Here is a 26,637-nt window from a genome sequence, read left to right on the forward strand (position 1 = left end):
CATCTATTGCCCTTCTTAATTTACTCAGATTCGACTCTTTGGCTTCTGCAGGTAATCTCCCCAAACATCTGGAAAGTTTAATGGAGAAATCTAATCGGTATGTTATACCTGAGAGAAGAGTGAGGAGTTATCCAAGGGTTGTAAAAGGAAAACCTCAAAAATACCCAAGAAAAAGCCAGTCAATCTCTTAACTGACTGGCATTACTCAAAAGAGGGCTTTTTTTAATGCTCCTCCTTTAGGAGGAGAACAAGGCGTAAATCTTACTTACCTGTTTTTTCTTTAATAAACGCACGTGCGATTTTGATTTTTTCTTTAACAGGTTTTGGAAGTTTAGGTGGAATTAACTTCGCCACTTGGTTAAACCAGACCAGTAGACCAAAATCACCTTCCATTTTAATACTGCCATTTTGCATACCCGTCATAAATGCTGTTGGGTCACCTTTCATTAGGGTTTTCACGCCCTGTTCGCTGTCCGCAAATTGCAAAATAAAGTCTGCTTTTTCCGCATCGCCTGAAACAGTATCAATCTGTCCATTATTTACAATAATTTGACGTGCAACACCCAAATCTGTACCGATTTGAATGCGGAATTGACGTTCATGAACCAATTCAATGAATTTAGGGCTAGTACGTGCAAGCTGTTTCATACGAAGCGCTAAACCTGCCACGAGTAAATCAAGTGGATCCGTACTGACATCAACTAAAGGTAGTTTTACGACAGGAATTGATGATAGTTTCATGACTTAAAGCCTATTGTAATTGTTGGAAAATTGACTGGCTTCATCCTACCATAACTTGGCTTTTGAGAAGTAAGGCTTTGTATCTCAAATCGGACTAATGCGTTCATAAAAAAATGCGCCCTCAGGCGCATTTTCATTGAAATTTTGTTCTGGCACTTATCGGCTCGAACATTGCTGTTCTTCATCATATACAGGCGTGTGCTCTATACATTGGCGCTTTGCCATCGCACGCTCTGCACGGCGGTCTTCACGTAACAATACTAAAGTGAATACCACCATTGCGGCCATTAATGCCGTTAAATAACTATAAGTCACTGATAATTCAAACATGGTTTGTGTGCCAAATCGAATCACTTCAATGAGTCCCCACACCAGCATCCCCGCCAGCATAAAACTTAACCAGCGACGATAAGGCGAGAAGAAAACAGCAATCACAGCCGCCGATACCAAGCTCAGGCCAACGATTGTTGCTAAATTCGCTGTTAACATAAAAACCTCCGTCATTTGACAGCTGACATCTCTTGTCTTACAGGATGCTGAGCCGTCTCACTACTGTATCTTCAGTAAATAGATTTGGTCGATCTCAATCTCTTGCAAGCATTATGCTGAGTTTTTTGCATAAAAAAAGTCTCGTTTTTTGTCCATGCGACACACCTTGTCGCAACATTATTTTGTCATTACATTTTTTCTTTTTAAAGAATTTCTAGAACAATGATGGCATCTCGTTTCGAGTGTCATTACAAAAAAAACAGCTGGTTTTAGGCTAAAAAAATTAATTTTTCGAATGCTGTTAATCGTTGTTTTTATCGACAATTTTCTTCTACCGTTCATCGGATGAGCTGAATTCTTGGCATAAAAAAACGCAGCCTTTTGGCTACGTTTTTGACTGTGCCTTAAATGGTTTTAAGCACGATTTAAATCTTTATCATGCACACCAAGCAGGTAAAGAACACCATCTAGACCCACGCTTGAAATGGCTTGATTGGCATTTTGACGAACCAAAGGTTTCGCACGGAAAGCAACGCCTAAGCCGGCTAAAGACAACATTGGCAAGTCATTCGCACCATCACCGACAGCAATGGCTTGTTCTAATGAAATCCCCATTTCTTCAGCGATTTGAGTCAACAAGAAGGCTTTGCGAGCACCATCCACAATATGGCCTTTCACTTCACCTGTTACCGCGCCATCTTGTACGTCCAGTACATTGGCATGGACTTCATCGATACCCAGTTTTGCTTGTAGATATTCGGCAAAATACTGAAAACCACCTGACAAAATAGCCGTGCGATAACCCAATGATTTAAGCGTTGAAATCAGACGTTCCGCACCTTCTGTAACAGTCAGACGTTCTGCAATTTTAGGCAATACCGAAGCATCCATACCTTTGAGCAGTGCCACACGTGCACGGAAACTTTGTTGGAAATCGAGCTCGCCTTGCATAGCACGTTCAGTGATTTCAGCCACTTGAGCCCCGACACCCGCTTCAATCGCCAATTCGTCAATCACTTCTTGCTCAATCAGCGTCGAGTCCATATCAAAGCAGACCAAACGACGATTACGACGGTAAGCATTGTCCTCTTGAACGGCAACATCTACCCCTAGTTCGGTAGATAGACGTAAACATGCTGCACGCATCGCAGTGGCATCCAACATTTGGCCTTTTAAACCAAATTGAACGCAGGCACGGCGCGGACCTTCGCTCGATCCATCTAATTCTGGACGGCCAGATAAACGAGTCACCGTTTCGATATTAAAGCCTTGGCTCGACACAATATTTGTAACTGCCTGTAAATGAGACGCCTGTAATTCTGGCGCAAGTGCCGTAACGATATAGCGTGTGCGGCCTCCCTCATTTACCCATTGTTGATATTCTGTTGTAGAGATTGGTTTAAAGCGCACAGTTAAGCCAATATCATGTGCTAAAATCAACATCTCCTTCATGGCTAATGCTGTCGCAGTCTGGTCTTCCGACGAAACAACAATACCTAAAGTCAGCTGATTGTGGATGACTGCTTGTCCGACATCTAAAATCTGTAAGGAATGTGCGGACAAAACCTGCATTAATCGTGTAAATTGATTAGGTTGGTCAGGTCCTAAAAGTGATATAAGAATGATTTCTCGCATGAATTGACTCGGGTCTGAGCTACAACTAATGTAAGAATCATAATCTAAATTGAATAGAATTGCCTTGGAAGTTTACGTTGAATGCGCCTAGACAAGGGCTATTTGCTAGCCTATTAGTAGTTTGTTTTGCTTTGCATACCTTTTTATTGGTATTGGCAACAACCCACCAATTGAACGAAAACCGTGCCAGTCAGGGACAACTGATGACCAGTCAATTGGTTACAGACAGCCTATCTGAGCTTGAGCCGGCCAATACCGTATCATTAGCCTTACTTGCTGACCGCTATGCAACCAACCCGAGCGTGGCTTCCATCCGCATTTTAAATGCCAATAATCAAGTTTTGGCCACAGGCGGTTTGACCAAAACCCGTGACGGTGAAATCTTTGTTCGTGATGCGCTGCAAAACGAAAAGAAAGTCGGAACGGTTGAAATCACCTTAATTAAACCAAGTATTGGTGAAATCTTACGTACGCAGTGGGCTGCGATTCTATTTTCATTATTCTTACATGGCTTGTTATGGTTGGCGTATCGCGCTATTGCGCGTCCAAGTCGTACTGAATATTTAGCGCGAATCAACAATGAATCACGTCTAAAACATGAAATTCAAACGCTAGCGCAGGCTTTAGAACAAGAAAAACATAATGCCGCTCTGGCGATTGCTCAAGCGCAGCAAAATGCGCAAGCCAAAGCAAAACAGCATAAAGACATGAAACCAGTGGTTCTCGACAGCAACAGCTTGGCATTAAATATTCAATTTTATGATCCGAAACAGTTGCTCGATAGCGTCAACAAAACCGTGTCTGTGCCGTATTTTAATCTCTGCCAAATTTTCTTGAATAAAACCACAGAACTCTGTGTTCAACATTATAAATTGAACAGTTCTGACATCAGTACAGTGCATAAGTTTGATGAACATGGCGCAACCATCAGCATGACTGCTGACACTCCAGATGCGCTGCGTTGCCTCACCATGATCAGCTCAGTATTCCAATTGCTTTCAGATGTTTTATATAAACGCTACCGTGAAGAAAAACGATTCGTTTTACAAACCCGTAGTGCAATTTCAAGCTCTGTCGAAGCTATGCAATTGTCTTCTGTACAAGCGGCTGAACGTTTAGTCCAACAATTGGTTGCCAAAGAAAGTGCCATTCATGTGCCGACAACTTTGCTCAAAGAGATTTCAGATCATTTCCAATTGGTCAGCTTGCCAAATCCGACCAATGTGCTCACTCGTCATGCGTTTATGCTCAATGGAATGGACAGTGATGCCGCTGAATTGGCTCAAAACTTCAGAACTGAAATTTTAAAATCCAAACAATCAAAAGCCTCTTAAAGGTTTTAGCAAAATCAAAAATCCCGACTTGAATCGGGATTTTTTTGTCTTAAACGGTCGAAATTTTCTGTGCAATCAAATATTTTTGCGCGTTATGCAGCTCGTCACCTGCTTCAACCACGACTCTCTCCCATTGCCCATTCGACTGCATTTCCCATGCATTTTGATTATCGTCCAAATAGTTAAGTAAACCATCTTTCATAATGCGTTTTTTCAAACGGCTTTCTAAAATGGGAAAACAGGTTTCGACCCGTGAAAATAAGTTACGTCCCATCCAATCGGCACTGGCACAGTACAATCGTTTTTCGCCTGCATGCTCAAAATAATACACTCGAGTGTGCTCTAAGAAGCGCCCAACGATAGATCTCACATGAATATTCTCAGACATACCTTTGACCTGAGGAATCAAACAACAAATCGAACGGATAATTAAATCTACACGTACCCCTGCTTGCGATGCACGATACAAAGCAGCAATCAGTTGCGGTTCCGTAAGTGCATTGACCTTCACAATAATTCGTGCGTATTTTCCCGCTTGTGCAGCAACAATTTCCTGTTCAATTAGTTTCAATAATTCAGTATGCAGGGTAAATGGTGCATGCAATAAAGCTTTCAGCTTCGCCATCTTGCCCATACCGGTCAGTTCCTGAAACATACGATGCACATCCTCGCAAATATCGGGATGCGTCGTCATCAAGCCATAATCGGTATACATCCGCGCATTGCCTGCGTGATAATTACCTGTTCCCAAATGGGCGTAGCGTAGCAGCTGATTATTTTCACGGCGTACAATCAAAATCATCTTGGCATGGGTTTTATAGCCCACGATGCCATACACCACGACAGCCCCAGCTTCTTGCAATATATTGGCCACAGTAATATTGGATTCTTCATCAAACCGCGCCCGAAGTTCGATAACTGCGGTTACTTCCTTGCCGTTGCGAGCAGCCTCCGCCAAAACTTGTACGATGTCCGAATCTGGCCCACTGCGATAGAGCGTCTGCTTAATGGCTAAAACCTGAGGATCTTTTGCAGCTTCACGTAATAGGTTAATGACCGGTTGAAAGGAGTCAAACGGATGATGTAACAACACATCTTGTGTTTTTAATACATCAAAAATCGCGGTTTGTTTCCGAAAAACTTTAGGAATAATTGGTGTATAGACCGGATATTTGAGTTCAGGTCGATTAAAACTGTTACTGAGCCGCGATAAATTGATCGGGCCATCAATGCGATAGAGCTCCTGCTCACTCAAATCAAATTCATCTAACAAATAATCAATAATGCTTTGCGGACAATCATCTTCAATTTCTAAGCGAACTGCCCGACCAAAACGGCGTGAAGACAATTCATCTTTTAATGCCACCGCCAAGTCATCCACATCCTCAGCCAAAACCAAATCTGCATTGCGTGTCACTCGAAAGGCATAACAGCCCGTCGCTTTCATTCCCGGAAATAGGTCATTGATGTGTTGCTGAATAATGGCGGTCAGGAAAATTTGTGTCTCTGCACTGCCTTCAACTTCGGTGGGCATTTTGATTAACCGCGGCAACGAACGTGGCGCAGGAACAATCGCCATTTCAATGGCACGACCAAAGGCATCTTTGCCTTCTAGGCTCACAATAAAGTTGAGGCTTTTATTGACCAAGCGTGGAAACGGATGAGATGGATCTAAGCTAATCGGTGTTAAAACTGGTTGTACTTCTTTACTAAAATAATGGCTAATCCACGCCCGATGTTTTTCTAAAATATCTTTAAATTGAATAAAGCGAATGCCTTCACTTTGTAATGCAGGCAATACAGCATGATTAAGGGTCTGGTATTGCTGTGCAACTGTGCCATGAATCACTTGGGAAAGTTCATCTAAGACCACTTCAGTCGGAATGGCATCTGGCGTCCGTGCAATCGCATTCAAATCTCGTTGTTTCATCAGCCCCGCAATGCGAATTTCAAAGAATTCATCTAAATTGCGTGAAAAAATGATGAGAAAATTCAAGCGTTCAAGTAAAGGTAAACTTGAATCGAGTGCCTGAGCCAAGACCCGCCGATTGAAATCTAAAAGTGACAATTCACGATTATAATAGGTCTCTGATGAATGCTGAAAATGTTGCATACCCTCTCAATGCTGTTTGAAACAGTCTATATCTAAAGTGTTTGCCGGCATGTTAGGCAGCGGATATGACACTTATGTTACAAATAGCATTAATCAATTAAAAAAGCATGCAATTCCCTAAAGCCCTGTTCATCAAATCGTAAAATTTATTTTCGACATCAAAAAAGAGGGACATTGCCCTCTATTTTACTGAATTGTTTTTTTGTTTATTGCACAGGCTTGTCTTGTTCCAATGCTTTGGGCTCACTCGTCCGTGCTGCCCAATAGGTTGCCAGTGCGGGACCCGAAATATTGTGCCACAAACTAAAAATCGCACTCGGCACAGCGGTCAGAGGTGAAGCGGCAAAATGGGTCGCCGCCAATGCCACACCCAAACCTGAGTTTTGCATCCCAACTTCAATCGACACTGCTTTACAGTCTGCATAGGGCAATTTAAATATTCGGCTGGCCCAAAAACCCAATAGATAGCCCAAGCCATTATGTAAGGCAACTACCCCAAGAATCAGTAAACCTGATTGCAAAATCTGTGTTCGGCTACCCGCAATGATTGCCGCCACAATCGCCACAATTGCCACAACAGAAACCAATGGCATGACCTGTATATAGGCATCCACTCGGTGCTTAAAGACAGTTCGAATCATTAACCCCACAATGATCGGAAATAAAACCACTTGTAAAATTGAAACCAACATCGATGCCGCATTAATTTCAATCCATTGGCTTGCCAGCAAATAGAAAATCGCAGGGGTTAAAACCGGTGCGAGTAATGTCGAAACAGAGGTACAAGCAACAGATAATGCGGTATTGCCTTTTGCCATATAGGTGATGACATTAGAAGCCGTTCCACCCGGACAGCAACCGACAAGAATGACCCCGATCGCGATTTCTGTCGGCAGTTGTAATAATTTACACAAGAAAAAAGCCAATCCCGGCATCACAATAAACTGTGCCAAAACCCCGATCATCACAGCTTTAGGGCTTTGCAATACACTTTTAAAATCTTGCAGTGTCATGGTCATGCCCATACCCAACATAATGATGCCTAGCATCCATGGGATATATGCTTTTAACCAAACAAATACATCGGGAAAAAACATGGCGAGCGCTGCAAACAGCACCACCCAAATCGCAAATGTTTTCTGCACAAATTGAGTGAATTTTAAGAAAGCCGACATAGGCATCTTCCATTTAAAAACAGGGACAAAAAAAGGCACACCCTTGTGCCTTTTCTCAACTGAGCCCACTGGGTCATGCCAAAGATAATGCCTGTGCATGCTGCTGCACAATATCTTTCAGGTAAATACGCTTCACCCCATTCGCCAACATGTCTTGCCATGCATGCTGTAAAGAACCCTGTAAATCGATCCCTTTGGTCAAATCAGCAATCACAAAAGTTTCAAAACCAAGCTTACGTGCATCCATTGCCGTCCATGCAACACAGAAATCCGTGGCAATGCCCACCACAAAGACCGTATCAATACCACGTTCGCGCAAATAGCCCGCCAAACCCGTTGAAGTTTTCTGATCCGCTTCCATAAAAGCAGAGTAGCTGTCGATATGCTGATGAAAACCTTTACGGATAATCAGCTGCGCCGTCGGTAAATTTAAATCCGGATGCAATTCGGCATCCTGTGTGCCTTGTACACAATGCGTCGGCCACAATACTTGCGTTCCATAATTCAGCTCTATGCTGTCATAAGGTGCATGCTCAGGATGATTTTCAGCAAAAGAAATATGGTCGGCTGGATGCCAATCTTGAGTCAGCACAATATTCGTAAAGTATTGTCCCAATTGATTAATCCCTGGAATAATTTGATCGGCATTGGCAACAGCCAACTGACCGCCTGGGGTAAAACCATTTTGTACATCGACCACAATCAGCGCTGTATTCTTTTGCATATCTCTCCATCCGTTGTCATGCATTGTCGGCGACTCTACTGATTCGCTCATATTTTAAAAGCCTTAGTATTCAGTCCTGTGCATAAAAATAAAATGACTGTCCTTCCTGACAATACCGATACTTGGGCAAATGCTCAACCAAACGCTGTGCAAAGCGTGGGTAAATACGGGCTTTTCGCCGAGTCGAAGCATGAAAATAAAAATAGCGCGGTTGATGTTGAAAGATATATTTTAATAAATGGCGGCGTGTCTGTTGCATGACCTCAAACGCATTAATATTTTCAGCAACATCTTCTAGGGTAGGTTCATCGGCAAAGGCCAACCACGCATTTTGTCTCGGCTGATGGCGATTTCTTTGAAATACAGGTTTGAGTTCCAAGATAAATTCGTATTGATGTAGATACAAACTGAATTCACGTTGATCAACTTTAAAAATTGCGACCAGTTTTCTTGCTGACATAGCCCCTCTACGTTGATTTTTTATTTTCTCTTTCTGCTGTATTTTTACATAAAATACATTTATTTATCTTGATTTAAAGCATTAGCGCGACTTCAATTGTCGCCATAAAAAAGCCCGCAATATGCGGGCTTTTTTGATATGACATGTTCCTTAAGATGGAATACGACGTACCAATAACAACATAAATATTGCAGAGATTGCGATACATGGAATTGCAGCGGTAATCACCCCTGCCGCACCAAAACCTGCTGCCAATAACTGACCCGCAATTGCAGGGCCTAACATTGCACCGACACGACCAACAGCTGAAGCGACACCAACACCCGTACCACGTAACTGTGTTGGATACACGATACCACCGAAGGCATACAGCACACCTTGGCAACCAATCACGAATGCACCGACTAAAGCTGACGCCATATACATTTGAGTCAATGAACCTGCACCATTCAGCGCAAATAGACCTGCCAAAATACCACCGTACATCAAAATGATCACATAAGCTTTCTTCCAACGGTCAGTCAACATACCTAAAATGATCGTACCAATGGTTGCACTCACCATGAAGTAGAACTGCGCAGTTGCACCATCTTTACGTGTGAAACCGAGTTCGGTGAACAACGATGGTAACCAGCTCAACATGATGTACACCACCATCAAGGTGAAGAAGTAGCTCACCCAAATTGAGAAGGTACGTAAACGGTTTTCTGTGTTGAATAGGTTTTTGAAAGCACCTTGTTGCACTTCGCCATTGGCAGTCGCTTGAACCGCTTGATCTTTGGCTTTCAAGAATTCACGCGATTCAGGCAAGAACCAAATCATCAATGGAATCACAACAATCGGTAATAAACCGCCTAAATAGAAAATATTTTTCCAGTTTGCACCGAAGTCTGTCATTGCAACCAATGACAAGATTGCCGCACCCACAGGCATACCACAGTACATCAAACCGACTGCACGACCACGATTTTGTGGTGTTACCGCTTCAGATGCCAAGGTAATCAAAATTGGCATTGCTGCCCCTAAACCTGCACCTGCAAGAAAACGTACGGCCAATAAGCTATGGAAACTGTTTACCCATACCGTACATAAGGTAAAAATGGCGAACATCCCCGTAGACCAAATTAATACTTTTTTACGGCCCACTCGGTCTGCAATCCGACCACCCACCAAAGCACCAGGTAATAATCCTAAAATACCGGCACTAAAAAATACCCCTAGCTGCGAGCTATCCAGCCCGAAATATTCACGAATCCCTGCTGCTGCAATACCTGCAGCCTGAATATCCAGACCTTCGATTACGGCAATAAGGAAACAGATTGCTACCGTGATAATAGCATGCTTGTTATCTGACTTTTCCATTGGAGAATCCTTGTTGTCATCAGCGTTCAAATTAAGTTCGCATCATCGCTGAGCCGTATAGAGGATATAACTACCAATAAGTTGAAGCCTTTCGTCCGAAATTCGATTACGTGCATGGTGTAATAGTTTTTGTGCTTTAAGTCACAAAGTCGTAAAAACAATTAAAGATTTGAAATAAAAAAATATGAATCGTGCAATGAACAGTCAAATCAAGCAATTTTTTATACGCGCATAAAAACGTGTCTATTTCTATTAGATAAAAAAAAGATTATTACCCAAGTTTTTAACAATCATTTGTAATAAAACCCGAGCGAATTGATATAGTTTTTAAATCTTTAGTCATTGTTATTTAATCTTAAATTCTGATTAAAAAACACGGAATACAGATAGATCAACCCTTTGCTGATGATTTAATCAATCCCCATCAGCCATGCCACCCCTCTCGATTGAATAAAACATTTTCTAGATTCAGCCCTGCTGAACAATTTTCAGACTGCAAAAAAACCGCTATTTTACACTTGATTGTTTTAAGTTTGATTTGTATAAAGAATTTTATGGCTTTGACCAAAGCATATTGTTCTTATGCGTTTGATCAGTCATAATTTGCGTAAGCATTATTCAATTTGGGTATAGCCCAATGAACATGCTACAAATCAAAATTCGAAACCATCCAGAAATCTATATTTCATCTTGTCGGATGGACAAATAGGATAGCTTTTCAAAATGACTCAGCAAGCTCAGACCATTCAAGGTTCAATTGTCGCAATCGTCACCCCAATGTTTGAAGATGGCAGCGTAGATTGGAAGAGCCTCGAGAAGCTGGTTGAGTGGCATATAAAGCAGGGCACCAACAGTATTGTTGCTGTAGGGACTACAGGTGAAGCTTCTACCTTGAGCATGGCCGAACACACTCAGGTGATCAAAGAAATCATCCGTGTGGCGAACAAACGCATTCCAATTATTGCCGGCACAGGTGCAAACTCAACCCACGAAGCGATTGAACTCACCAAAGAAGCCAAAGAATTAGGTGCAGATGCGGCATTATTAGTAACACCATACTATAACAAACCGACCCAAGAAGGCCTGTATCAACACTACAAAGCAATTGCTGAAGCTGTTGATTTACCTCAAATTTTATACAACGTCCCTGGCCGTACCGGTGTAGACATGCACAACGACACCGTGATCCGTCTTGCTGATATTCCACAAATCGTAGGGATTAAAGACGCCACTGGCGATGTTCCTCGTGGTCAAGAACTCATTGAAGGCCTTAAAGGCAAAGATATGGTGGTGTACTCAGGTGATGATGCAACGGCTTATCAGTTAATGGGTTTAGGTGCTAAGGGCAACATTTCGGTTACTGCGAACGTGGCGCCAAAAGAAATGAGCGAAGTGTGTGCAAGCGCTTTGGCGGGTGACGCAGTCCAAGCCGAGCAACAAAACAATACTGTTGCAAATTTACATCAAATTTTATTTTGCGAATCGAACCCAATTCCTGTGAAATGGGCACTTCATGAGATGAACCTGATTGAAACAGGCATTCGCTTACCATTAACACCCCTTGCAGAACAATATCGCACTCCGCTTCGTGAAGCACTCATCACTGCGGGCGTTATCAAATAAAGAAGAGCAAACATCATGCAATTACGTTTAGGACTTAGCCTGGCACTTTCAGTGTTTACATTAGCCGGTTGTAGTTCACTTGCCTTTAATAATGGCACACTGGACTATAAACAAACCACAGATGTTGAACCACTGAAATACCCTGAAGGGTCGATGGTTCGTCCTGCAACGCCTTTGTATCCTGCTCCATCTGTTGACCCACTAGCAATTGAGCATGCACCAAAGCTTGAAAATAAGCGCGGCAATCGCTATGCCCTTCCGCGTCCAGCCGCGGAAAAAAATAATGTCGTTGCAGATTCCTCAACAGACAGTACAAATATTAGCCGCCCTCAACTATTGGTGGATGGAAATCAAAATCCACTGATCAAAGTTGAAGGAAATTCTGCTACAATTTGGCAATACACACTTGCTACCCTCAGCAGCCTTAACCATACCATTGTTGGTCAGAGCAAAAACCGTTACGAAGTAACCGTAAAGGTCGATCAGCAGACCTATGTCTTAAGACTTTCTTCTGTAGGTTCAAGCAATAACATCGCTGTGTTCAATGCCGATAACAGTTTTGCAGACAAAGAAAAAGCTGCAGATCTGTTAGCTCAGATTTACCAAAATTGGCCAGCCTAGTCGTACTAGGCATTTTTTCTCGAAAAAGGTTCCCTCATGTTAAAACAAACCTTGCTCTATACTGGTAAAGCGAAATCTGTTTATGAAACAGATAGTTCTGACCACCTCATCCTAGTTTTCCGTGACGATGCTTCTGCATTCAACGGTGAAAAAATTGAACAACTGGATCGCAAAGGTAAGGTGAACAACCGTTTTAACGCCTTTATCATGGAAAAATTGGCTGCGGCTGGTATCGAAACTCATTTCGAAAAACTTCTTTCTCCAACTGAAGTTTTAGTGAAAAAATTGACTATGGTTCCTGTAGAGTGCGTAATTCGTAACTATGCAGCAGGTTCACTTTGCCGTCGTTTAGGCGTTGAAGAAGGTAAAGAACTTACTCCGCCAACTTTCGAATTGTTCTTCAAAGACGATGCGTTAGGCGACCCAATGGTGAATGAATCACAAGCGATTGCATTAGGTTGGGCGACTGCAGAACAACTCGCTCAAATGAAAGAATTGACTTATAAAGTAAACGAAGTACTTAAAGGTCTATTCGATGCAGGCAACATGCTGCTTGTTGACTTTAAACTTGAATTTGGTCTGTTCCACGACCGTATCGTACTGGGTGACGAATTCTCTCCAGACGGCTGCCGTCTCTGGGACAAAGACACTAAGAAAAAACTCGACAAAGACCGTTTCCGTCAAGGTTTAGGCGGTGTAGTTGAAGCTTATGAAGAAGTTGCTGCACGTTTAGGTATCGACCTTTCTGATATCTAAGTCGTTCATCGATGTAAAAAACCGAGCTCTTTAGCTCGGTTTTTTAATGAAATATTACTCGATTAATCTATGATCGAAAAAACAAATGTTAACCATAAAAATCCTCTGTTTCACATTTAGCCAAGTTCACACTAAGATACCTACATACCAGGCAGCACCAGGATCTATAAGTTTTCAATGTGTATGCCGACCAAATTTTCCATCTACCCTCTAGGATGTATCTCCCCAAAGACATCCTATTTTTTCAGCCCAGCTCGCCTTGAGTTGGGCTTTTTTTTGCATGAAATAGACATAAAAAAGGGCGCCGAAGCGCCTTCCCATTATGATCATTCAAATTATTACTGCTGTTGTTGTTGCATCCAACGTCGTTGCTGCAAACGCTCACCTTCGACTTCACGTTTATTGCGTGCAGACTCATACAGCTTAGTGCCTTTCAGTTCAGGCGGCATATAATCCTGCATGACAAAATGCTCAGGATAATTATGTGGATATAAATAGTCCACGCCATAGCCTTGCTCTTTCATCAATTTGGTTGGTGCATTTCTCAAATGTAGTGGCACAGGTAGATTCGAGGTTTTTTCTGCCAAATCTAAGGCTTTGTTGATGGCCAAATAAGTACTGTTACTTTTAGCACTGGTTGCCAAATACACCGCACATTGCCCCAAAATGATTCGACACTCAGGCATACCAATTGCCTGCACAGATCGGAAACATTCTCCAGCCAACAGTAAAGCATTTGGATTTGAGTTGCCAATATCTTCAGATGCCGCAATCAACATACGACGGGCAATAAAAACAGGATCTTCACCACCTTTGAGCATTCGAGCCATCCAATACAAAGCGGCATCTGGATCACTGCCTCGAATCGACTTAATAAAAGCCGAAACTAGATCATAATGCTGTTCGCCCGATTTGTCATAGCGTGCAATATTTTGCTGCGCAACTTTGACTACCACCGCATTGTTAATGATATTTTCTAAGTCTGGCTCAAACGTACTGGCGATTAAATCTAAAAGATTTAATGCTTTACGAGCATCACCTGCGGCAAATTGAAATAAAGCTTCATATTCTTCGATTTGAATATAACGCTCTTTTAAAAACGAATCTTGGTGAATGGCTTGATCCAATAAGCGCTGAATTACGTCATTATCCAGAGCATTTAAGGTATACACCTGACAACGCGACAATAAGGCATTATTAACTTCAAATGAAGGGTTTTCTGTGGTTGCACCAATCAGGGTAATTTTGCCCTTTTCGACAGCATTCAGTAAGGCATCTTGTTGTGACTTATTAAAGCGATGAATTTCATCAATAAACACCACAGGTGTCAATAAATCTCCACCATCGGCGATGATTTCACGTAACTCTTTCACCCCAGTATTGAGCGCAGATAAACTAATAAATGGTCGGTCAACGGCCTGCGCTAACAACAATGCAATTGTGGTTTTACCTACACCCGGAGGTCCCCAAAAAATAATCGATGGCAAATGCCCTTGGTCAATCATCTGGCGTAACGGTGCATCTTCACCCAAAAGGTGATCTTGTCCAATAATTTGCGATAAATCATGAGGACGCATGCGTTCAGGAAGAGGAATTTGGCTGTCTGACATCTTATTATTTCGTTTCCGGCAATTGGGGACGTTTTTTCTATTCTAACACTGCCTTGGCAGAATCTTTGCTTTATTCGATATTCAATTTAAGAGGCTGGTTTGATGTCGTTATTTAAGTATCTTGCATGTAAAAATCCTTAGGCGAATGTTAACTATAATGTAACAAGAGATCTTATCCCTTATCGATCAAATTAAAGTATGATCGGCTAGATATCCCATTTTTAGCTTGCCTGACCCAATTGGACAGATTGTATGAAGCAATCATTAAAGCAAAAGCAAATACCTCAAGTTCAACAAGGCATTGATCTATCTATATATTCATTTCAACAAATGCCTCAAGCCAAGAATATACAATTACAACATACCCAATGTGCAGAATTACGCGAAAAACTCGACAGCCGTAATCAAATGTTAGATGCCAGTGTCGACTGTATTAAATTATTAAGCCTAGACGGTCATATTCTGCATATGAACCGCGCTGGTTGCTTAGCTCTCGGTGTGTCGCCGACTGAAACTGAGTTTGGTATGTCATGGCACAAATTATTGCCTGAAGAAGTCCGCGACGCGTGTCTGAATGCTTTTGCAGAAGCCAAACAAGGAAAAACTTCTCGCTTTGTCGGCATGAGCCAAGTGGCCGATGAACCCATGGCTTATTGGGATAACATGCTCAGCCCAGTATTCAACGAATATGGCCAAGTCAAAGAAATTCTCTGTGTCTCCCGTGATATTACGGTACAGCGACTGGCGGAAAATAAACTCCAACGGATCATTGAACAGGATGATTTAACAGGTTTATTAAACCGCCGTGCCTTTAGTCGAGTCTTTAAAAGTCACTTAAGAGTGGCACGAGAACATCAGCAACAACTGGGTTTGTTATTGATCGATCTGGATTATTTTAAGCATATTAATGACACCTTAGGGCATAGTGCCGGAGATCATTTACTGCATACCCTTGGGCAGCGTTTTCAGCACTGTTTTGATGCAAATATCGTGGTTTCACGCTTAGGTGGCGATGAATTTGCCATTTCTATTCCGAACTTAAAATCGCAACAACAATTAACAGATATTGCCAGCATCGCCTGTCAGCAAATGGATATGCCGATTTTCTATAATGGACAAAGCATCAATATAGGTATGAGTATTGGCTGTGCGATCTACCCACGCGATGCACAAAATTCCTCGAATTTACTTAAATGCGCAGATATTGCACTGAATGATTTAAAAGGCAGTGGTCGTGGTGGGGTGCGAATGTTCAACCACACCATGTTTAAAATTCTTGAAAACACCACTCGCCAATTAACGCTAGCCCGCAGCCTGATTAAGTCCAATCAAATTATTCCGTTTTATCAACCCAAAGTTCGCCTTTCTGACAGTCAAGTGGTCGGCTTTGAAGCTTTGCTGCGTTGGTACGATAAAGACCAACAATTACAATTACCTTCTCAAATTTTTGCTGCATTTCAAGATTATGAATTGGCTTCACGCATTAGTGAAACGATGCAAATTAAAATCTTTCAAGATATTCAAAAATGGATTGAACTCGGACTTCAACCGCTACCAATTTCAATAAATGCAGCCCCTGTCGAATTTTTACGTGATGATTATGCGGAAAAACTACTGAATCGCTTAAAGCAGTTTGGTATTTCACCTGACATTATTGAAGTCGAAATTACCGAGCAAAGCCTGTCAGAACGTGGCTCAAATTATGTGATTCGCGCCCTCAATTTATTGAAAGACCATGGCATCCACATTTCTTTAGATGATTTTGGTACAGGTCATTCATCATTAACACGTCTAAGTAACTACCCTGTCGACTGTATTAAAATCGACCGTAATTTTGTGGAACGCATGCACACCGACTGTTCAGCACTAGCCATTGTCAAAGCGATTACCCAAATTGGTGCGAGTGTTTCCCTGAATATACTGGTCGAAGGTATAGAGAAACCGGAACAGGTCGATACCTTAAAAGAATGTAATTGTCATACTGGACAAGGTTTTTACTTTTATCGCCCGCTCAGTTATGACCATGCGATGGAACTTTTAAGTCGCTAAAACTTGTGGAGCATGACACGATGACACTGAAGTATTTAGTCAGTGCCTGTCTTGCAGGCCAACCGGTTCGCTATGATGCCAAATCAAATACACAAGCTGCGATTTGCCAACTCATGCAGACCCACCAAGTCATTACCGCCTGCCCTGAAATGATGGGTGGCCTGAGCTGTCCACGTTTTCCTGCTGAAATTCAAAATGGTCAAGCCAGTGATGTGCTCAATGGCACAGCCCAAGTCAAAGATGTCTTGGGCACAGATGTCAGTGCTGAATTTATCGCGGGTGCCCATCGCATGTTGGAATTGGCCCAATTGCATAAGGTTGATGTGGTGGTATTGAAGGATCGTAGTCCGTCTTGCGGTAGTCATTATATTTATGACGGCAGCTTTACGCGTACAAAAATTGAGGGCTATGGAGTAACCACAGCACTCCTTAAACAGCATGGATTTCAGGTTCTGTCAGAACAAGACTTTCTGGCTATGATACAAGATCAACTCTAGATCCAAGATAGAGCGTATCTGTGTCCTTTAGCGTACCCAACGTACAATATAATCTTCAATATCCGACGGGTTGACGTCTTCTTCACTGATGCAACGCCCTGCGGCAGACTTTCGTGCCTTCAAAATACTGTCACGATTTCCCGTCACTAGATGATGCCAACGTGGTAAATCTTTACCTTCAGAAATTCTACGATAAGCACAGCTCGGTGGTAGCCAATGAAATTGGTGAATCTGATGTGGCGTCAGCTGTATACAGTCTGGAACGTGTGATTTGCGATTTGGATAATCGGAACAACTGGCGGTTTCACAATCTAAAAGTTTGCATGCCACTTTGGTGTAAGCCACCTCTTGCGTATCTTCATCTTCAAGCTTGATTAAACAACACAGCCCGCAACCGTCACAGAGGGACTCCCACTCCAAATGGGTGAGTTCAGTCAAAGCATGCTTTTTCCAAAAATGTGGGCGTAGAGTATCGGTCATCTTCTCGCTCGCAACGAAGGTGGCAGGCATATTAACTGAACCCGCACATAAATTCCTCGTTTAAGTTACCGAATATTGAACATTAAATAAACAAAAGAATACATAGCATGCTTTCTGTGACTCCTATACTGATGAGACAGAATAAAAAATCACATGGAGATAAAACTATGTTCCGCTGGGCTATTATTTTCGCTGTAATTGCTTTGATTGCGAGTCTGCTAGGTTTTGGTGGTGTGGCAGGCTTATCCAAAGACTTTGCTGTTATTCTTTTGGTTATTGCAGTCATTCTCGCAATTGTTGGTTTCCTCTCTCGAGGAAAAGTTTAGGCGACTGATTGAATGTCGTTTTAAACTACAAATTACTCCCCTCAGACTCATGATTCAGAAACGTATGTTTTTATCATCTTGAGTCTTAATCAAAAAAATAAGAGCCTATGGGCTCTTATTTTTTTACATCAACGTCAAACGCATTACGCTGTAGGTTTTAGCTTTAAGGTTTTAAGTGACGTGGTCTAAAGCCTGTTGCAATTAAGGCGATACCATAAGCAGCAACACCAATCACACATAAGATGATCACTTCCGCGACACGCATCCACGCAGATACATCACCGTTGTACCATGTTAAGCCATACCACAGTGCAGCAATCATCACAGCATTGGCTATCGCAAACTGAATCACCAACTTTTTCCAATGTGCGCCAAAGCGAAAAATATTGCGCTTATGTAAATAAAAATACAGCATCCCTGCATTCACTAATGCGGAACCAGAGGATGCCAATGCCAAGGCCATATGCTCAGCATGCCAATCAATCAGTTTAAAGAATCCAATAAACACCACGTTAAGAATGGCATTGGCTGCGACCGCCATTAAACCTACACGTACAGGAGTTTTGGTATCTTGTTGCGCATAAAACCCTGGTGCAAACACTTTAATGAGCATGAATGAAATCACACCGGCACTCATACATTGCAATGCCAATGCGGTCATCTGTGTATCTTCAAAGCTAAATTGACCACGTTCAAATAAGGCCTGAATAATAGGTGTAGAGAGCATGAAAAGCGCAATACTTGCAGGCACACCCACCAAGATAATGACCTTAGCTGCCCAATCAATCATACGACGGAATTTTTCTTGATCTTGTTCAGCATGACGCGCAGACAACGAAGGTAAAATTACGGTACCTATCGCGACACCAATTAAGCCCAATGGCAATTCGGTCATCCGTTCGGCACTGTATAACCATGACACCGAACCATCTTGCATGAAAGACGCCCAAATGGTGTTCAACAGTAGGTTGATCTGCGTCACTGAGACACCAAACAGTGCTGGCAGCATCAACTTCATGATGCGATCAACACCTTCGTGTTTGAAGTCAACTTTCGGTGGAATCAGTAATTTTTTACGCCACAGCTCTGGAATCTGAATCGCCAATTGCAAGAAGCCTGCCGCGACAACAGACCAACCCAAAGCCATAATTGGCTCAGCCATATAAGGGGTTAACCATAGCGCACCGGCAATCATCGCGACATTGAGTAACACTGGAGCGAACGCAGGTGTACTGAATGAGCTATAACTATTCAAAATACTGCTGGCAAATGCCGTTAAGGACATAAACAGTAAGTAAGGAATCGTTAGGCGAAACATATCGGTGGCTAACGCAAACTTGTCTGCATCACCATGGAAACCCGGTGCATAGATATAGATAATCGCGGGTGCGGCCACCATCGCGATGAACGTCAAACTAGTCATCACCAGACCTAAACAGCCAAAAACACGGCTAATCAGAATCTGGACTTCGGCATGGGTTCGACTGGTTTTATATTCAGTCAATACAGGAATAAAGGCTTGTGAAAATGCCCCTTCTGCAAATAAACGCCTAAAAAAGTTAGGAATACGAAAGGCAACCACGAAGGTATCGAAGTCTTTACCTGCACCAAATACATTTAACAGGACAATATCCCGTACCAGTCCCAATACACGGGACAACATAGTCATTGCACTGACAATAACTGTCGAACGCCAAAGCGCCATCGGTATTTCTCACTTTTGAAAGTGCGCCTATTGTAATGAAACTCGTCAAGGAATTTCATTGGTTTATTAAACGCAGTGTGTATTGTTTATTTGTTTTTAAAATGATGCAGCTGCTGACGAAAAGCGTTCCACTCAAAAAATGGACCCGGATCAGTTTTACGTCCCGGTGCAATATCTGAATGCCCTGCAATATGTTGTTGAATTTTAGGATAAGCCTGTTGTAAACACGCCACGACCTCTGTCAGCACGGCATATTGTGCAGCTTCAAAAGGTAAATCATCACTTCCTTCGAGCTCAATACCTATCGAATAATCATTACATTCTTTTTGCGCTAAATAGGTTGAACGACCAGCATGCCAAGCCCGATCATTAAAATTGACAAACTGTAGGACTTCGCCTGTACGCAGGATCAATAAATGTGTCGATACCTGCATCCCTTCAATGGTTTGAAAATAAGGATGTTTCGACCAATCCAACTGATTTTGGAAAAATTGTTCGATATAACCACCGCCAAACTGAGAAGGTGGCAAACTAATATTATGAATGACGACAAGCTGAATTTCGGTATCTTCAGGACGCTGGTTAAAATTCGGTGATGGAATTTGACGCGCACCTAGCAATTGCCCATCCTGCACCTGAAATGTTGTTGCTTGTGACATAAAAGAATCCTGTGTCTAAGCCGGCCTGCAATGCTGCAGATCAAAACGCCGAGCCCTACTTGAAAGTTTTAATGCTAAAACTTTCACATTGAAATCTCAATTCAAGTCTGTGAAAGTAGTTAAAAATCGCTCATTTTTCAGGAACAATGCTAATATAACACGCACATTTTCCTGGGTTAAAAAAGATACGGAACTTCTTATGAGCATATCGCAATCTTTGCTTGAACAATCAATCCAAATCAATATTCAACACGCACTACAAGAAGATATTGGCGAAGGCGATATTACAGCCCTGTTAACTCCAGAAGATGAACAAGCCACTGCAACAATTATCAGCCGTGAAGATATGATCTTGGCAGGTCAGCCTTGGGTCAATGCACTCATTCAGGCTTATGATGCCACTGTCCAAGTCACTTGGTTGAAAAATGATGGTGACCGTGTGGCCGCAGGCGAAGCCTTTTTAAAACTCGCAGGTTCTGCGCGTAGTTTACTCACGGTTGAGCGTCCAGCCTTAAATTTTATACAAACATTATCTGCAGTAGCGACTAAAACTGCTGCCTATGTCCAGCAGCTTGAAGGTTTGAATACTCGTTTACTCGATACCCGTAAAACCTTACCAGGCCTACGTATTGCACAAAAATATGCAGTTGCTGTCGGAGGTGGTCAAAACCATCGCTTAGGTTTATTTGATGCGTTTTTAATTAAAGAAAATCACATCATGGCAGCAGGTAGCATCCAACAAGCGATTGCCAAAGCACACCAGATTGCACCGGGCAAACCTGTGGAAGTTGAAGTCGAAACTTGGGATGAACTCAACCAAGCATTGGAAGCAGGTGCGGATATTGTGATGTTGGATAACTTTAGTCAGCAACAAATGATTGATGCTGTCAAACACGTGAATGGTCGCTGCAAACTTGAAGCCTCAGGCAATATCACCATTGCAAACTTACGTGAAGTGGCAACGACAGGGGTCGATTATATTTCGATGGGTGTACTCACCAAAGATGTCACAGCGATTGATTTATCGATGCGCTTTAATGCCTAACGCTCTAGACTTACTCTAAACATAAATAAAGGGTGCTGTAGCACCCTTTTTGATGCTTAAGATCTAGCATGACTTAATCATCATCTTGCTGTTGTTTTGAACTTCGTCGAGCTTCATCTTCATGCTCGGAGTCCTTTTCATGCTCCGCATCGTCTTCATGCTGCTCGCGCTCATCTTGATCATCGTCCTGATCTTTTGAGTTTTCACTTTGTTCAGAAAAACGACCACCTTCACGCTCTTGATCCTGATTTCCAAAAAAATCACAACCACTGATCAACAATACGATGAACAAAGAAAAATACATCATCCAATTTTTCATTTTTAGTCCTTCAAAGCATCCTGATCCTATTAATTTGAGCCAAAGACACGCTACTGAATAGCCGATTCGTATTGGATTTTCTATATTCAACGCATAAAAAAACGCATCCGAAGATGCGTTCTTTATTCAGTTTGAACTGAATCAAACAACTTACCAACCTAAAGCTTCTTGTTGTTTTTTGATCAATTCTTGAATGCCTTTTTCAGCAAGTTCAAGCATTTCATTACACTGTGTACGTGTAAACGGTTTGTCTTCTGCTGTACCTTGAAGTTCAATGAACTCACCAGCTTGTGTCATCACTACGTTCATGTCTGTTTGGCAGCTTGAATCTTCTTCATAGCAAAGATCAAGTAATGCTTCGTCTTGATACATCCCTACAGAAATCGCAGCAACTAAACCTTTTAATGGATCTTGTTTAATTTTTTTATTTTCAAGCAAGACATTCATTGCATCAACCAAGGCAACAGCTGCACCTGTAATTGATGCTGTACGTGTACCGCCATCTGCCTGAATCACATCACAGTCGATACTGATGGTATTTTCACCCAATTTTTTCAAATCCACCATCGCGCGTAAGCTACGACCAATCAGACGTTGAATTTCTTGAGTACGACCGCTTTGTTTACCACGCGCCGCTTCACGGTCAGTACGTGTATGTGTTGAACGAGGTAACATGCCATATTCAGCAGTCACCCAACCCTGACCTTTTCCTTTAAGGAAACGCGGTACTGAGTTGTCAACACTTGCAGTACAAAGAACTTTTGTATGACCAAATTCAACCAATACAGAACCTTCCGCATAACGTGTGTAGTTACGGGTAATTTTTACTTCACGTAATTGATCTAATGCTCGTTGGTCGATACGCATAATGAGTCCTTAATCTGACAAAATTGATTGCGGCACATTATAACAGAAGGTACAGCCAGATTCGGGATGCATTCGTGTGCATTTACAAAATCCATTCATCCAAGTTTTGATAGGCCCATCGTACGACATCAGGAAATTTGTTAGACTGAAGCCACGCAAAATTCAGGACGAATTGCATGTCGATACGGGAAGAACGTAAGCAACAAAGTCGTAAAGCTATCCTTGATGCAGCGCTTGCATTGAGTACCACAGGCCGTTCTTTTAGCAGTCTGAGCTTACGCGAAATTTCCCGTCATGTCGGCTTGGTTCCTGCTGCGTTTTATCGCCATTTTCAGGACATGGATGAGCTCGGTTTGGAACTAGTCGACCAAATGGCCCTGCACCTTCGGAATGTCCTCAATCAACTGAGTCAACAATGCTTTCAAGCACCAGATGCACGCACACGACAAAGTCTGGATTATTTATTTCATGCCGTTGAGCAATTTCCTGAGGCATGGATGTTTCTTATTGCTGAACGTTGGGGTGGTTCAGCATTCTTAAGACAAGCCATTACTCGTGAGTTTAATTTTCTCAGTACCGATTTGGCCCATGCACTGGCTCAAGTTGAAGCGACTCAACATATTCAATCCGAACAAGACCTCAAAGTATTGGGACAAATTTTGTTTGAATTGGCCTTAAGTTGGGCAATGCAGTGGATTGACATACATCGACATATTGACCTTCCACAACGTACGGATGCGCTACAACAATTTCGCCGCCAAGCTCAGACCCAAGTTCAGCTCTTATTTCGTGGCATCTTACATTGGGATCGATCTTTGGCTCAAATCTCTGATCCACAAAATTTATCGCCATAAAAAAGCCGCATCGAGTGCGGCTTTTTTATGACATCTGTTATTTCGCTTTGCGTTCTTTATCAACAAGGAATTTCACGATTTCAACGGTACGTGCATCTTCACCTTGTACGATGTATTTACCATTGACGGTAATCGCAGGCACGCCGCTCAATTGATATTGAGCCGCTAAGCTTTTCGCTTGAGCAATTTTTGAAGACACAGCAAATGATTTAAATGTGCTGTTAAATTTCGCTTCAGGAACACCATAACGGGTGTAGAACTTAGCAAATGCGCCTTGTTCTAAGATATTTTTTTGACCCACATGAATGTCATGGAACAATTGTAAATGTGCTTTTTGACGAACACCCAGTGCTTCCGATGCATAGTAAGCACGCGCGCCTTGTTCCCAAAGTGGATTCATTGCTGCAGGTGTACGGACAAAACGTACATCTTTAGGCAATTGCTTTAACCACGTTTGCATATGCGGTTCTAATGTAAAACAATGTGGGCAGCCATACCAAAAGAACTCACGGACTTCGATTTTACCCGGACGTTCGACTTTAATCGGTTTTGGAATAACTGTGTAATCAGTCCCCGCGACAAATTGCGCTGCCATCGCACTGCCAGAAAAAGCCAAAATAGCTGTTGTAATCGTGCCTAAAAGGAATTTTTTCATTGAACTTATCGTCCTCAAAATCATTATGATTAGTTTATGGCAACACTATAAATCAAATCTGTCGATTTCGTTTTCATTCTGTGAACTTTTTTAAGGCTTTTATCGCTTTTTTTTCAGGACGCGCTACACTAACTCCCATAAACTTTTTTCTAAAATATAAAGACTTGATTGAGGTGCAACCGATGTCGCAATTGAATGTTGATCCACAAGAAATTGCCAAATTTGAAGCTTTCGCAGCCATATGGTGGGATCAGCATTCTGAGTTCCGCCCTTTGCACATGATTAATCCCCTGCGTTTGAACTGGATTGATGAGCATTCAAATGGTATCACTGGCAAGAAAGTATTAGATGTGGGCTGTGGCGGCGGTATTTTAGCTGAAAGCATGGCACGTCGCGGTGCGCAAGTATTGGGTATCGACATGGGCGAAGCGCCGTTGAATGTTGCACGCTTACATGCCGAACAAGAAAATGTACAAAATATTGAATATCGCCAAGTACCTGTAGAGCAATTGGCAGAAGAGCAAGCAGGTCAATATGACGTCGTCACCTGTATGGAAATGCTCGAACACGTACCCGATCCAGCTTCGATCATTTTAGCCTGTCAAAAGCTGGTAAAACCGGGTGGTCATGTGTTCTTCTCGACCATTAACCGTAATCCTAAAGCCTATTTGTTTGCGATTATTGGTGCGGAATATGTTTTACGCATGTTGGCGAAAGGCACTCATGATTATTCCAAGTTTATTAAACCTTCAGAATTAGCTCATGATATTCGTCAAGCCGAGTTAAAACTCAAAGATATGACAGGTTTACATTATAACCCGATCACCAAACGCTATTGGCTCGCACCGAATGTGGATGTGAACTACATGGTTCATACGGTGAAAGAAGCCTAATGAAAGCTGTACTCTTTGATCTTGACGGTACACTGATTGATACCGCGGCTGATTTTATTCGTATTATTCAAGACATGTGCCGTGACAAAGGCATTGCGGTGGTCAGTGCTGACGACATTCGTGTACAAGTATCTGAAGGCGCGCGTGCCATGGTCAAACTGGTCTATCCAGAGTTAGAGGTTGAAGACCCGGTTTTTCTAGCACATCGTCAGCGTTTTTTAGCGCTTTATGGTGCGGATATAGCAGTCGATACAGACCTATTTGAAGGCATGTATCCGCTACTCGATGAACTTGAACAGTATCAAATTCCGTGGGGTATTGTCACCAATAAGCCGCGTTCACTCAGTGAAGCGTTGCTCAAAGCGTTGAATTTGACTGAGCGCTGCTCGGTATTGGTTTGCCCAGACGATGTCAGTAAAACCAAGCCAGACCCAGAGCCGATGTATTTAGCAGCCAAGCACATTCATCTAGATGCTCAAGACTGTATCTATGTCGGTGATCATCCACGTGATATCGATGCCGGTCGTAATGCGCAGATGTACACAATTCTTGCGGCTTATGGCTATTTACCTTTACAACACAAAGATGACTTAACAGCTTGGCATGCAGATTGTATAGTGAAGACTGTTGCTGAATTGCATGAAGTCATTCATGATTTGGTCATCAAACCGAAAACGCTAAACACAGCGACTTTATAACGATAGAACACAACACAATAAAACGAGGAGGTACGGATGAAATATTCAGAATATCAACCTCGCCCCGATCTGCTCAAAGATCGCATTATCCTGATTACAGGTGCGGGCGATGGTATTGGCCGTGCGGCTGCCCTAAGCTATGCCTTACATGGCGCAACCGTGGTTTTACATGGACGCACACTGAATAAACTAGAAGTGATTTACGATGAAATTGAAGGATTGGGTGCCCCCCAACCGGCGATTTTACCGCTACAACTGTCTAGTGCCTCTCCTCGTGACTATGAGCTATTGGTCGACACCTTAGAAAAGCAATTTGGTCGCCTAGACGGCATTTTGCATAATGCAGGGATCTTGGGTGAGCGAACTGAACTAGAACATTATCCTGTGGATGTTTGGGATGATGTCATGGCGGTGAACCTTCGTGCGCCCTTTGTACTGACTCAAGAGCTGATGCCCCTACTGCAAAAATCTGAGCATGCCTCAGTAGTCTTTGCCAGTTCAGGTGTGGGGCGTGAAGCCCGTGAACGTTGGGGCGCGTACTCGGTTTCAAAAATTGCCATTGAAGCCGTAAGCACATTGTTCGCTAAAGAAAATGAACACCCCAATATTCGTTTTAACTGTATTAACCCTGGTGCGACACGTACTGCCATGCGTGCAAAAGCTTATCCAGACGAAGATCCAAAAACTTTGCCTACGCCTGAAAGCATCATGCCTGCATATTTATATTTAATGGGTGACGACAGCTTGCATTTAACCGGTGCCAGCATAGATGCCCAAGATGAATAGGGTGAAAACCCAATTTAAAAAGGAAGCTCGCGCTCACTGCTGTCCCATAGTTTGCTTTAAATAAAAAAACCTGAGTCCTAACAGTTAAAATATGAGTGCAAACAAACACTTTAACGACCAGGATTCAGGTTTTGTCACATCAGAATACCGTATTTCATGAG

27 protein-coding genes and 1 pseudogene are annotated in these 26,637 nt (G+C 42.5%); 13 read left to right on the forward strand and 15 right to left on the reverse strand.

Translation table 11 applies throughout. The features are described 5' to 3' along the window. Window positions 1-191, forward strand: a pseudogene (locus FTV03_RS17805) (DDE transposase); the annotation flags it as partial. 70 nt (window positions 192-261) lie between these two features. Here the strand turns inward: FTV03_RS17805 and FTV03_RS12330 are convergent. The 3 genes from FTV03_RS12330 to serB form a co-directional block, all read right to left on the reverse strand. Continuing rightward, complete coding sequence (locus tag FTV03_RS12330) at window positions 262-741, reverse strand: SCP2 sterol-binding domain-containing protein (protein ID WP_078190615.1); 480 nt, start codon at window positions 739-741, stop codon at window positions 262-264. A 156-nt stretch (window positions 742-897) separates the two neighbouring features. Continuing rightward, window positions 898-1,230 (reverse strand): AciT family ciprofloxacin tolerance protein, encoded by a 333-nt coding sequence (aciT, locus tag FTV03_RS12335; RefSeq protein ID WP_078190616.1) that lies wholly within the window; start codon window positions 1,228-1,230, stop codon window positions 898-900. Window positions 1,231-1,644: 414 nt separating this feature from the next. After that, window positions 1,645-2,865 (reverse strand): phosphoserine phosphatase SerB, encoded by a 1,221-nt coding sequence (serB, locus tag FTV03_RS12340; protein WP_078193257.1) that lies wholly within the window; start codon window positions 2,863-2,865, stop codon window positions 1,645-1,647. A 77-nt stretch (window positions 2,866-2,942) separates the two neighbouring features. Between serB and FTV03_RS12345 the strand changes: the two genes are divergently transcribed. Beyond that, window positions 2,943-4,199: a hypothetical protein gene (locus FTV03_RS12345; RefSeq protein ID WP_168379711.1), complete on the forward strand. Its 1,257-nt coding sequence runs from the start codon at window positions 2,943-2,945 to the stop codon at window positions 4,197-4,199. A 49-nt stretch (window positions 4,200-4,248) separates the two neighbouring features. On the opposite strand, the gene ppk1 is transcribed toward FTV03_RS12345, so the two are convergent. The 5 genes from ppk1 to mhpT form a co-directional block, all read right to left on the reverse strand. Next, entirely contained in the window at window positions 4,249-6,312 is a 2,064-nt protein-coding gene (gene ppk1, locus FTV03_RS12350) for a polyphosphate kinase 1 (protein WP_180041562.1), read from the reverse strand. Window positions 6,313-6,518: 206 nt separating this feature from the next. Continuing rightward, complete coding sequence (locus FTV03_RS12355; protein ID WP_180041563.1) at window positions 6,519-7,487, reverse strand: bile acid:sodium symporter family protein; 969 nt, start codon at window positions 7,485-7,487, stop codon at window positions 6,519-6,521. A gap of 73 nt (window positions 7,488-7,560) precedes the next feature. Then, window positions 7,561-8,211, reverse strand: a complete 651-nt coding sequence (pncA, locus tag FTV03_RS12360) for a bifunctional nicotinamidase/pyrazinamidase (protein WP_180022346.1) — start codon at window positions 8,209-8,211, stop codon at window positions 7,561-7,563. Between the two features lie 70 nt (window positions 8,212-8,281). Continuing rightward, complete coding sequence (locus FTV03_RS12365; protein WP_180022316.1) at window positions 8,282-8,671, reverse strand: hypothetical protein; 390 nt, start codon at window positions 8,669-8,671, stop codon at window positions 8,282-8,284. 150 nt (window positions 8,672-8,821) lie between these two features. Continuing rightward, on the reverse strand, window positions 8,822-10,033 hold the full coding sequence (mhpT, locus tag FTV03_RS12370; protein ID WP_180041564.1) for a 3-(3-hydroxy-phenyl)propionate transporter MhpT: 1,212 nt from the start codon (window positions 10,031-10,033) through the stop codon (window positions 8,822-8,824). 723 nt (window positions 10,034-10,756) lie between these two features. Here mhpT and dapA point away from each other — a divergent pair. The 3 genes from dapA to purC are packed head-to-tail and all read left to right on the forward strand — an operon-like array spanning window position 10,757 to window position 13,033. After that, window positions 10,757-11,656, forward strand: coding sequence for a 4-hydroxy-tetrahydrodipicolinate synthase (gene dapA, locus FTV03_RS12375; RefSeq protein WP_078193262.1), 900 nt, complete (start codon window positions 10,757-10,759; stop codon window positions 11,654-11,656). 15 nt (window positions 11,657-11,671) lie between these two features. Beyond that, window positions 11,672-12,277 (forward strand): lipoprotein-34 precursor (NlpB), encoded by a 606-nt coding sequence (locus FTV03_RS12380; RefSeq protein WP_078193263.1) that lies wholly within the window; start codon window positions 11,672-11,674, stop codon window positions 12,275-12,277. 36 nt (window positions 12,278-12,313) lie between these two features. Next, window positions 12,314-13,033 (forward strand): phosphoribosylaminoimidazolesuccinocarboxamide synthase, encoded by a 720-nt coding sequence (purC, locus tag FTV03_RS12385; RefSeq protein ID WP_180041565.1) that lies wholly within the window; start codon window positions 12,314-12,316, stop codon window positions 13,031-13,033. 338 nt (window positions 13,034-13,371) lie between these two features. Here purC and FTV03_RS12390 read toward each other — a convergent pair whose 3' ends face one another. Next, window positions 13,372-14,643, reverse strand: coding sequence for a replication-associated recombination protein A (locus FTV03_RS12390; RefSeq protein WP_180004338.1), 1,272 nt, complete (start codon window positions 14,641-14,643; stop codon window positions 13,372-13,374). Between the two features lie 252 nt (window positions 14,644-14,895). On the opposite strand from FTV03_RS12390, the gene FTV03_RS12395 reads away from it, so the two are divergent. Both FTV03_RS12395 and FTV03_RS12400 read left to right on the forward strand, forming a co-directional pair. Continuing rightward, complete coding sequence (locus FTV03_RS12395) at window positions 14,896-16,692, forward strand: EAL domain-containing protein (protein WP_180041566.1); 1,797 nt, start codon at window positions 14,896-14,898, stop codon at window positions 16,690-16,692. Between the two features lie 20 nt (window positions 16,693-16,712). Beyond that, window positions 16,713-17,189 (forward strand): DUF523 domain-containing protein, encoded by a 477-nt coding sequence (locus tag FTV03_RS12400; protein WP_168379720.1) that lies wholly within the window; start codon window positions 16,713-16,715, stop codon window positions 17,187-17,189. 27 nt (window positions 17,190-17,216) lie between these two features. Here the strand turns inward: FTV03_RS12400 and FTV03_RS12405 are convergent, their stop codons facing one another. Further along, window positions 17,217-17,669, reverse strand: coding sequence for a YcgN family cysteine cluster protein (locus tag FTV03_RS12405; protein ID WP_180041569.1), 453 nt, complete (start codon window positions 17,667-17,669; stop codon window positions 17,217-17,219). Window positions 17,670-17,836: 167 nt separating this feature from the next. Between FTV03_RS12405 and FTV03_RS12410 the strand changes: the two genes are divergently transcribed. Beyond that, complete coding sequence (locus FTV03_RS12410) at window positions 17,837-17,995, forward strand: DUF1328 domain-containing protein (RefSeq protein ID WP_005006601.1); 159 nt, start codon at window positions 17,837-17,839, stop codon at window positions 17,993-17,995. A gap of 163 nt (window positions 17,996-18,158) precedes the next feature. On the opposite strand, the gene murJ is transcribed toward FTV03_RS12410, so the two are convergent. Both murJ and ampD read right to left on the reverse strand, forming a co-directional pair. Beyond that, entirely contained in the window at window positions 18,159-19,700 is a 1,542-nt protein-coding gene (murJ, locus tag FTV03_RS12415) for a murein biosynthesis integral membrane protein MurJ (protein WP_180041567.1), read from the reverse strand. A gap of 86 nt (window positions 19,701-19,786) precedes the next feature. Then, a complete protein-coding gene (gene ampD, locus FTV03_RS12420; protein ID WP_078190631.1) occupies window positions 19,787-20,359 on the reverse strand; it encodes a 1,6-anhydro-N-acetylmuramyl-L-alanine amidase AmpD in 573 nt (190 codons plus the stop codon). Between the two features lie 199 nt (window positions 20,360-20,558). On the opposite strand from ampD, the gene nadC reads away from it, so the two are divergent. Continuing rightward, a complete protein-coding gene (gene nadC / locus FTV03_RS12425; protein WP_180041568.1) occupies window positions 20,559-21,404 on the forward strand; it encodes a carboxylating nicotinate-nucleotide diphosphorylase in 846 nt (281 codons plus the stop codon). A 73-nt stretch (window positions 21,405-21,477) separates the two neighbouring features. On the opposite strand, the gene FTV03_RS12430 is transcribed toward nadC, so the two are convergent. After that, a complete protein-coding gene (locus FTV03_RS12430) occupies window positions 21,478-21,723 on the reverse strand; it encodes a hypothetical protein (RefSeq protein ID WP_180008601.1) in 246 nt (81 codons plus the stop codon). A gap of 150 nt (window positions 21,724-21,873) precedes the next feature. Beyond that, window positions 21,874-22,590, reverse strand: coding sequence for a ribonuclease PH (gene rph, locus FTV03_RS12435; protein WP_078190634.1), 717 nt, complete (start codon window positions 22,588-22,590; stop codon window positions 21,874-21,876). Window positions 22,591-22,766: 176 nt separating this feature from the next. On the opposite strand from rph, the gene FTV03_RS12440 reads away from it, so the two are divergent. Next, window positions 22,767-23,444: a TetR family transcriptional regulator gene (locus FTV03_RS12440; protein ID WP_180004330.1), complete on the forward strand. Its 678-nt coding sequence runs from the start codon at window positions 22,767-22,769 to the stop codon at window positions 23,442-23,444. 37 nt (window positions 23,445-23,481) lie between these two features. Here FTV03_RS12440 and FTV03_RS12445 read toward each other — a convergent pair whose 3' ends face one another. Further along, entirely contained in the window at window positions 23,482-24,099 is a 618-nt protein-coding gene (locus tag FTV03_RS12445) for a thiol:disulfide interchange protein DsbA/DsbL (RefSeq protein ID WP_111885097.1), read from the reverse strand. A gap of 182 nt (window positions 24,100-24,281) precedes the next feature. Between FTV03_RS12445 and ubiG the strand changes: the two genes are divergently transcribed. From ubiG to FTV03_RS12460, 3 genes are read left to right on the forward strand one after another with little or no spacing between them, the layout of a single operon-like run. After that, the gene (gene ubiG / locus FTV03_RS12450; RefSeq protein ID WP_078190637.1) at window positions 24,282-24,992 is read left to right on the forward strand and encodes a bifunctional 2-polyprenyl-6-hydroxyphenol methylase/3-demethylubiquinol 3-O-methyltransferase UbiG; all 711 of its coding nucleotides are present in this window, start codon (window positions 24,282-24,284) and stop codon (window positions 24,990-24,992) included. Next, window positions 24,992-25,690, forward strand: coding sequence for an HAD family hydrolase (locus tag FTV03_RS12455; protein WP_168379725.1), 699 nt, complete (start codon window positions 24,992-24,994; stop codon window positions 25,688-25,690). Before ubiG ends, FTV03_RS12455 begins: the two co-directional genes overlap by 1 nt. Before the next feature lie 36 nt (window positions 25,691-25,726). Continuing rightward, window positions 25,727-26,476: a YciK family oxidoreductase gene (locus tag FTV03_RS12460; protein ID WP_078190639.1), complete on the forward strand. Its 750-nt coding sequence runs from the start codon at window positions 25,727-25,729 to the stop codon at window positions 26,474-26,476. Window positions 26,477-26,637 lie beyond the last annotated feature (161 nt).

This window comes from Acinetobacter sp. YH12218 (assembly GCF_013417925.1).
GTDB lineage: Bacteria > Pseudomonadota > Gammaproteobacteria > Pseudomonadales > Moraxellaceae > Acinetobacter > Acinetobacter amyesii.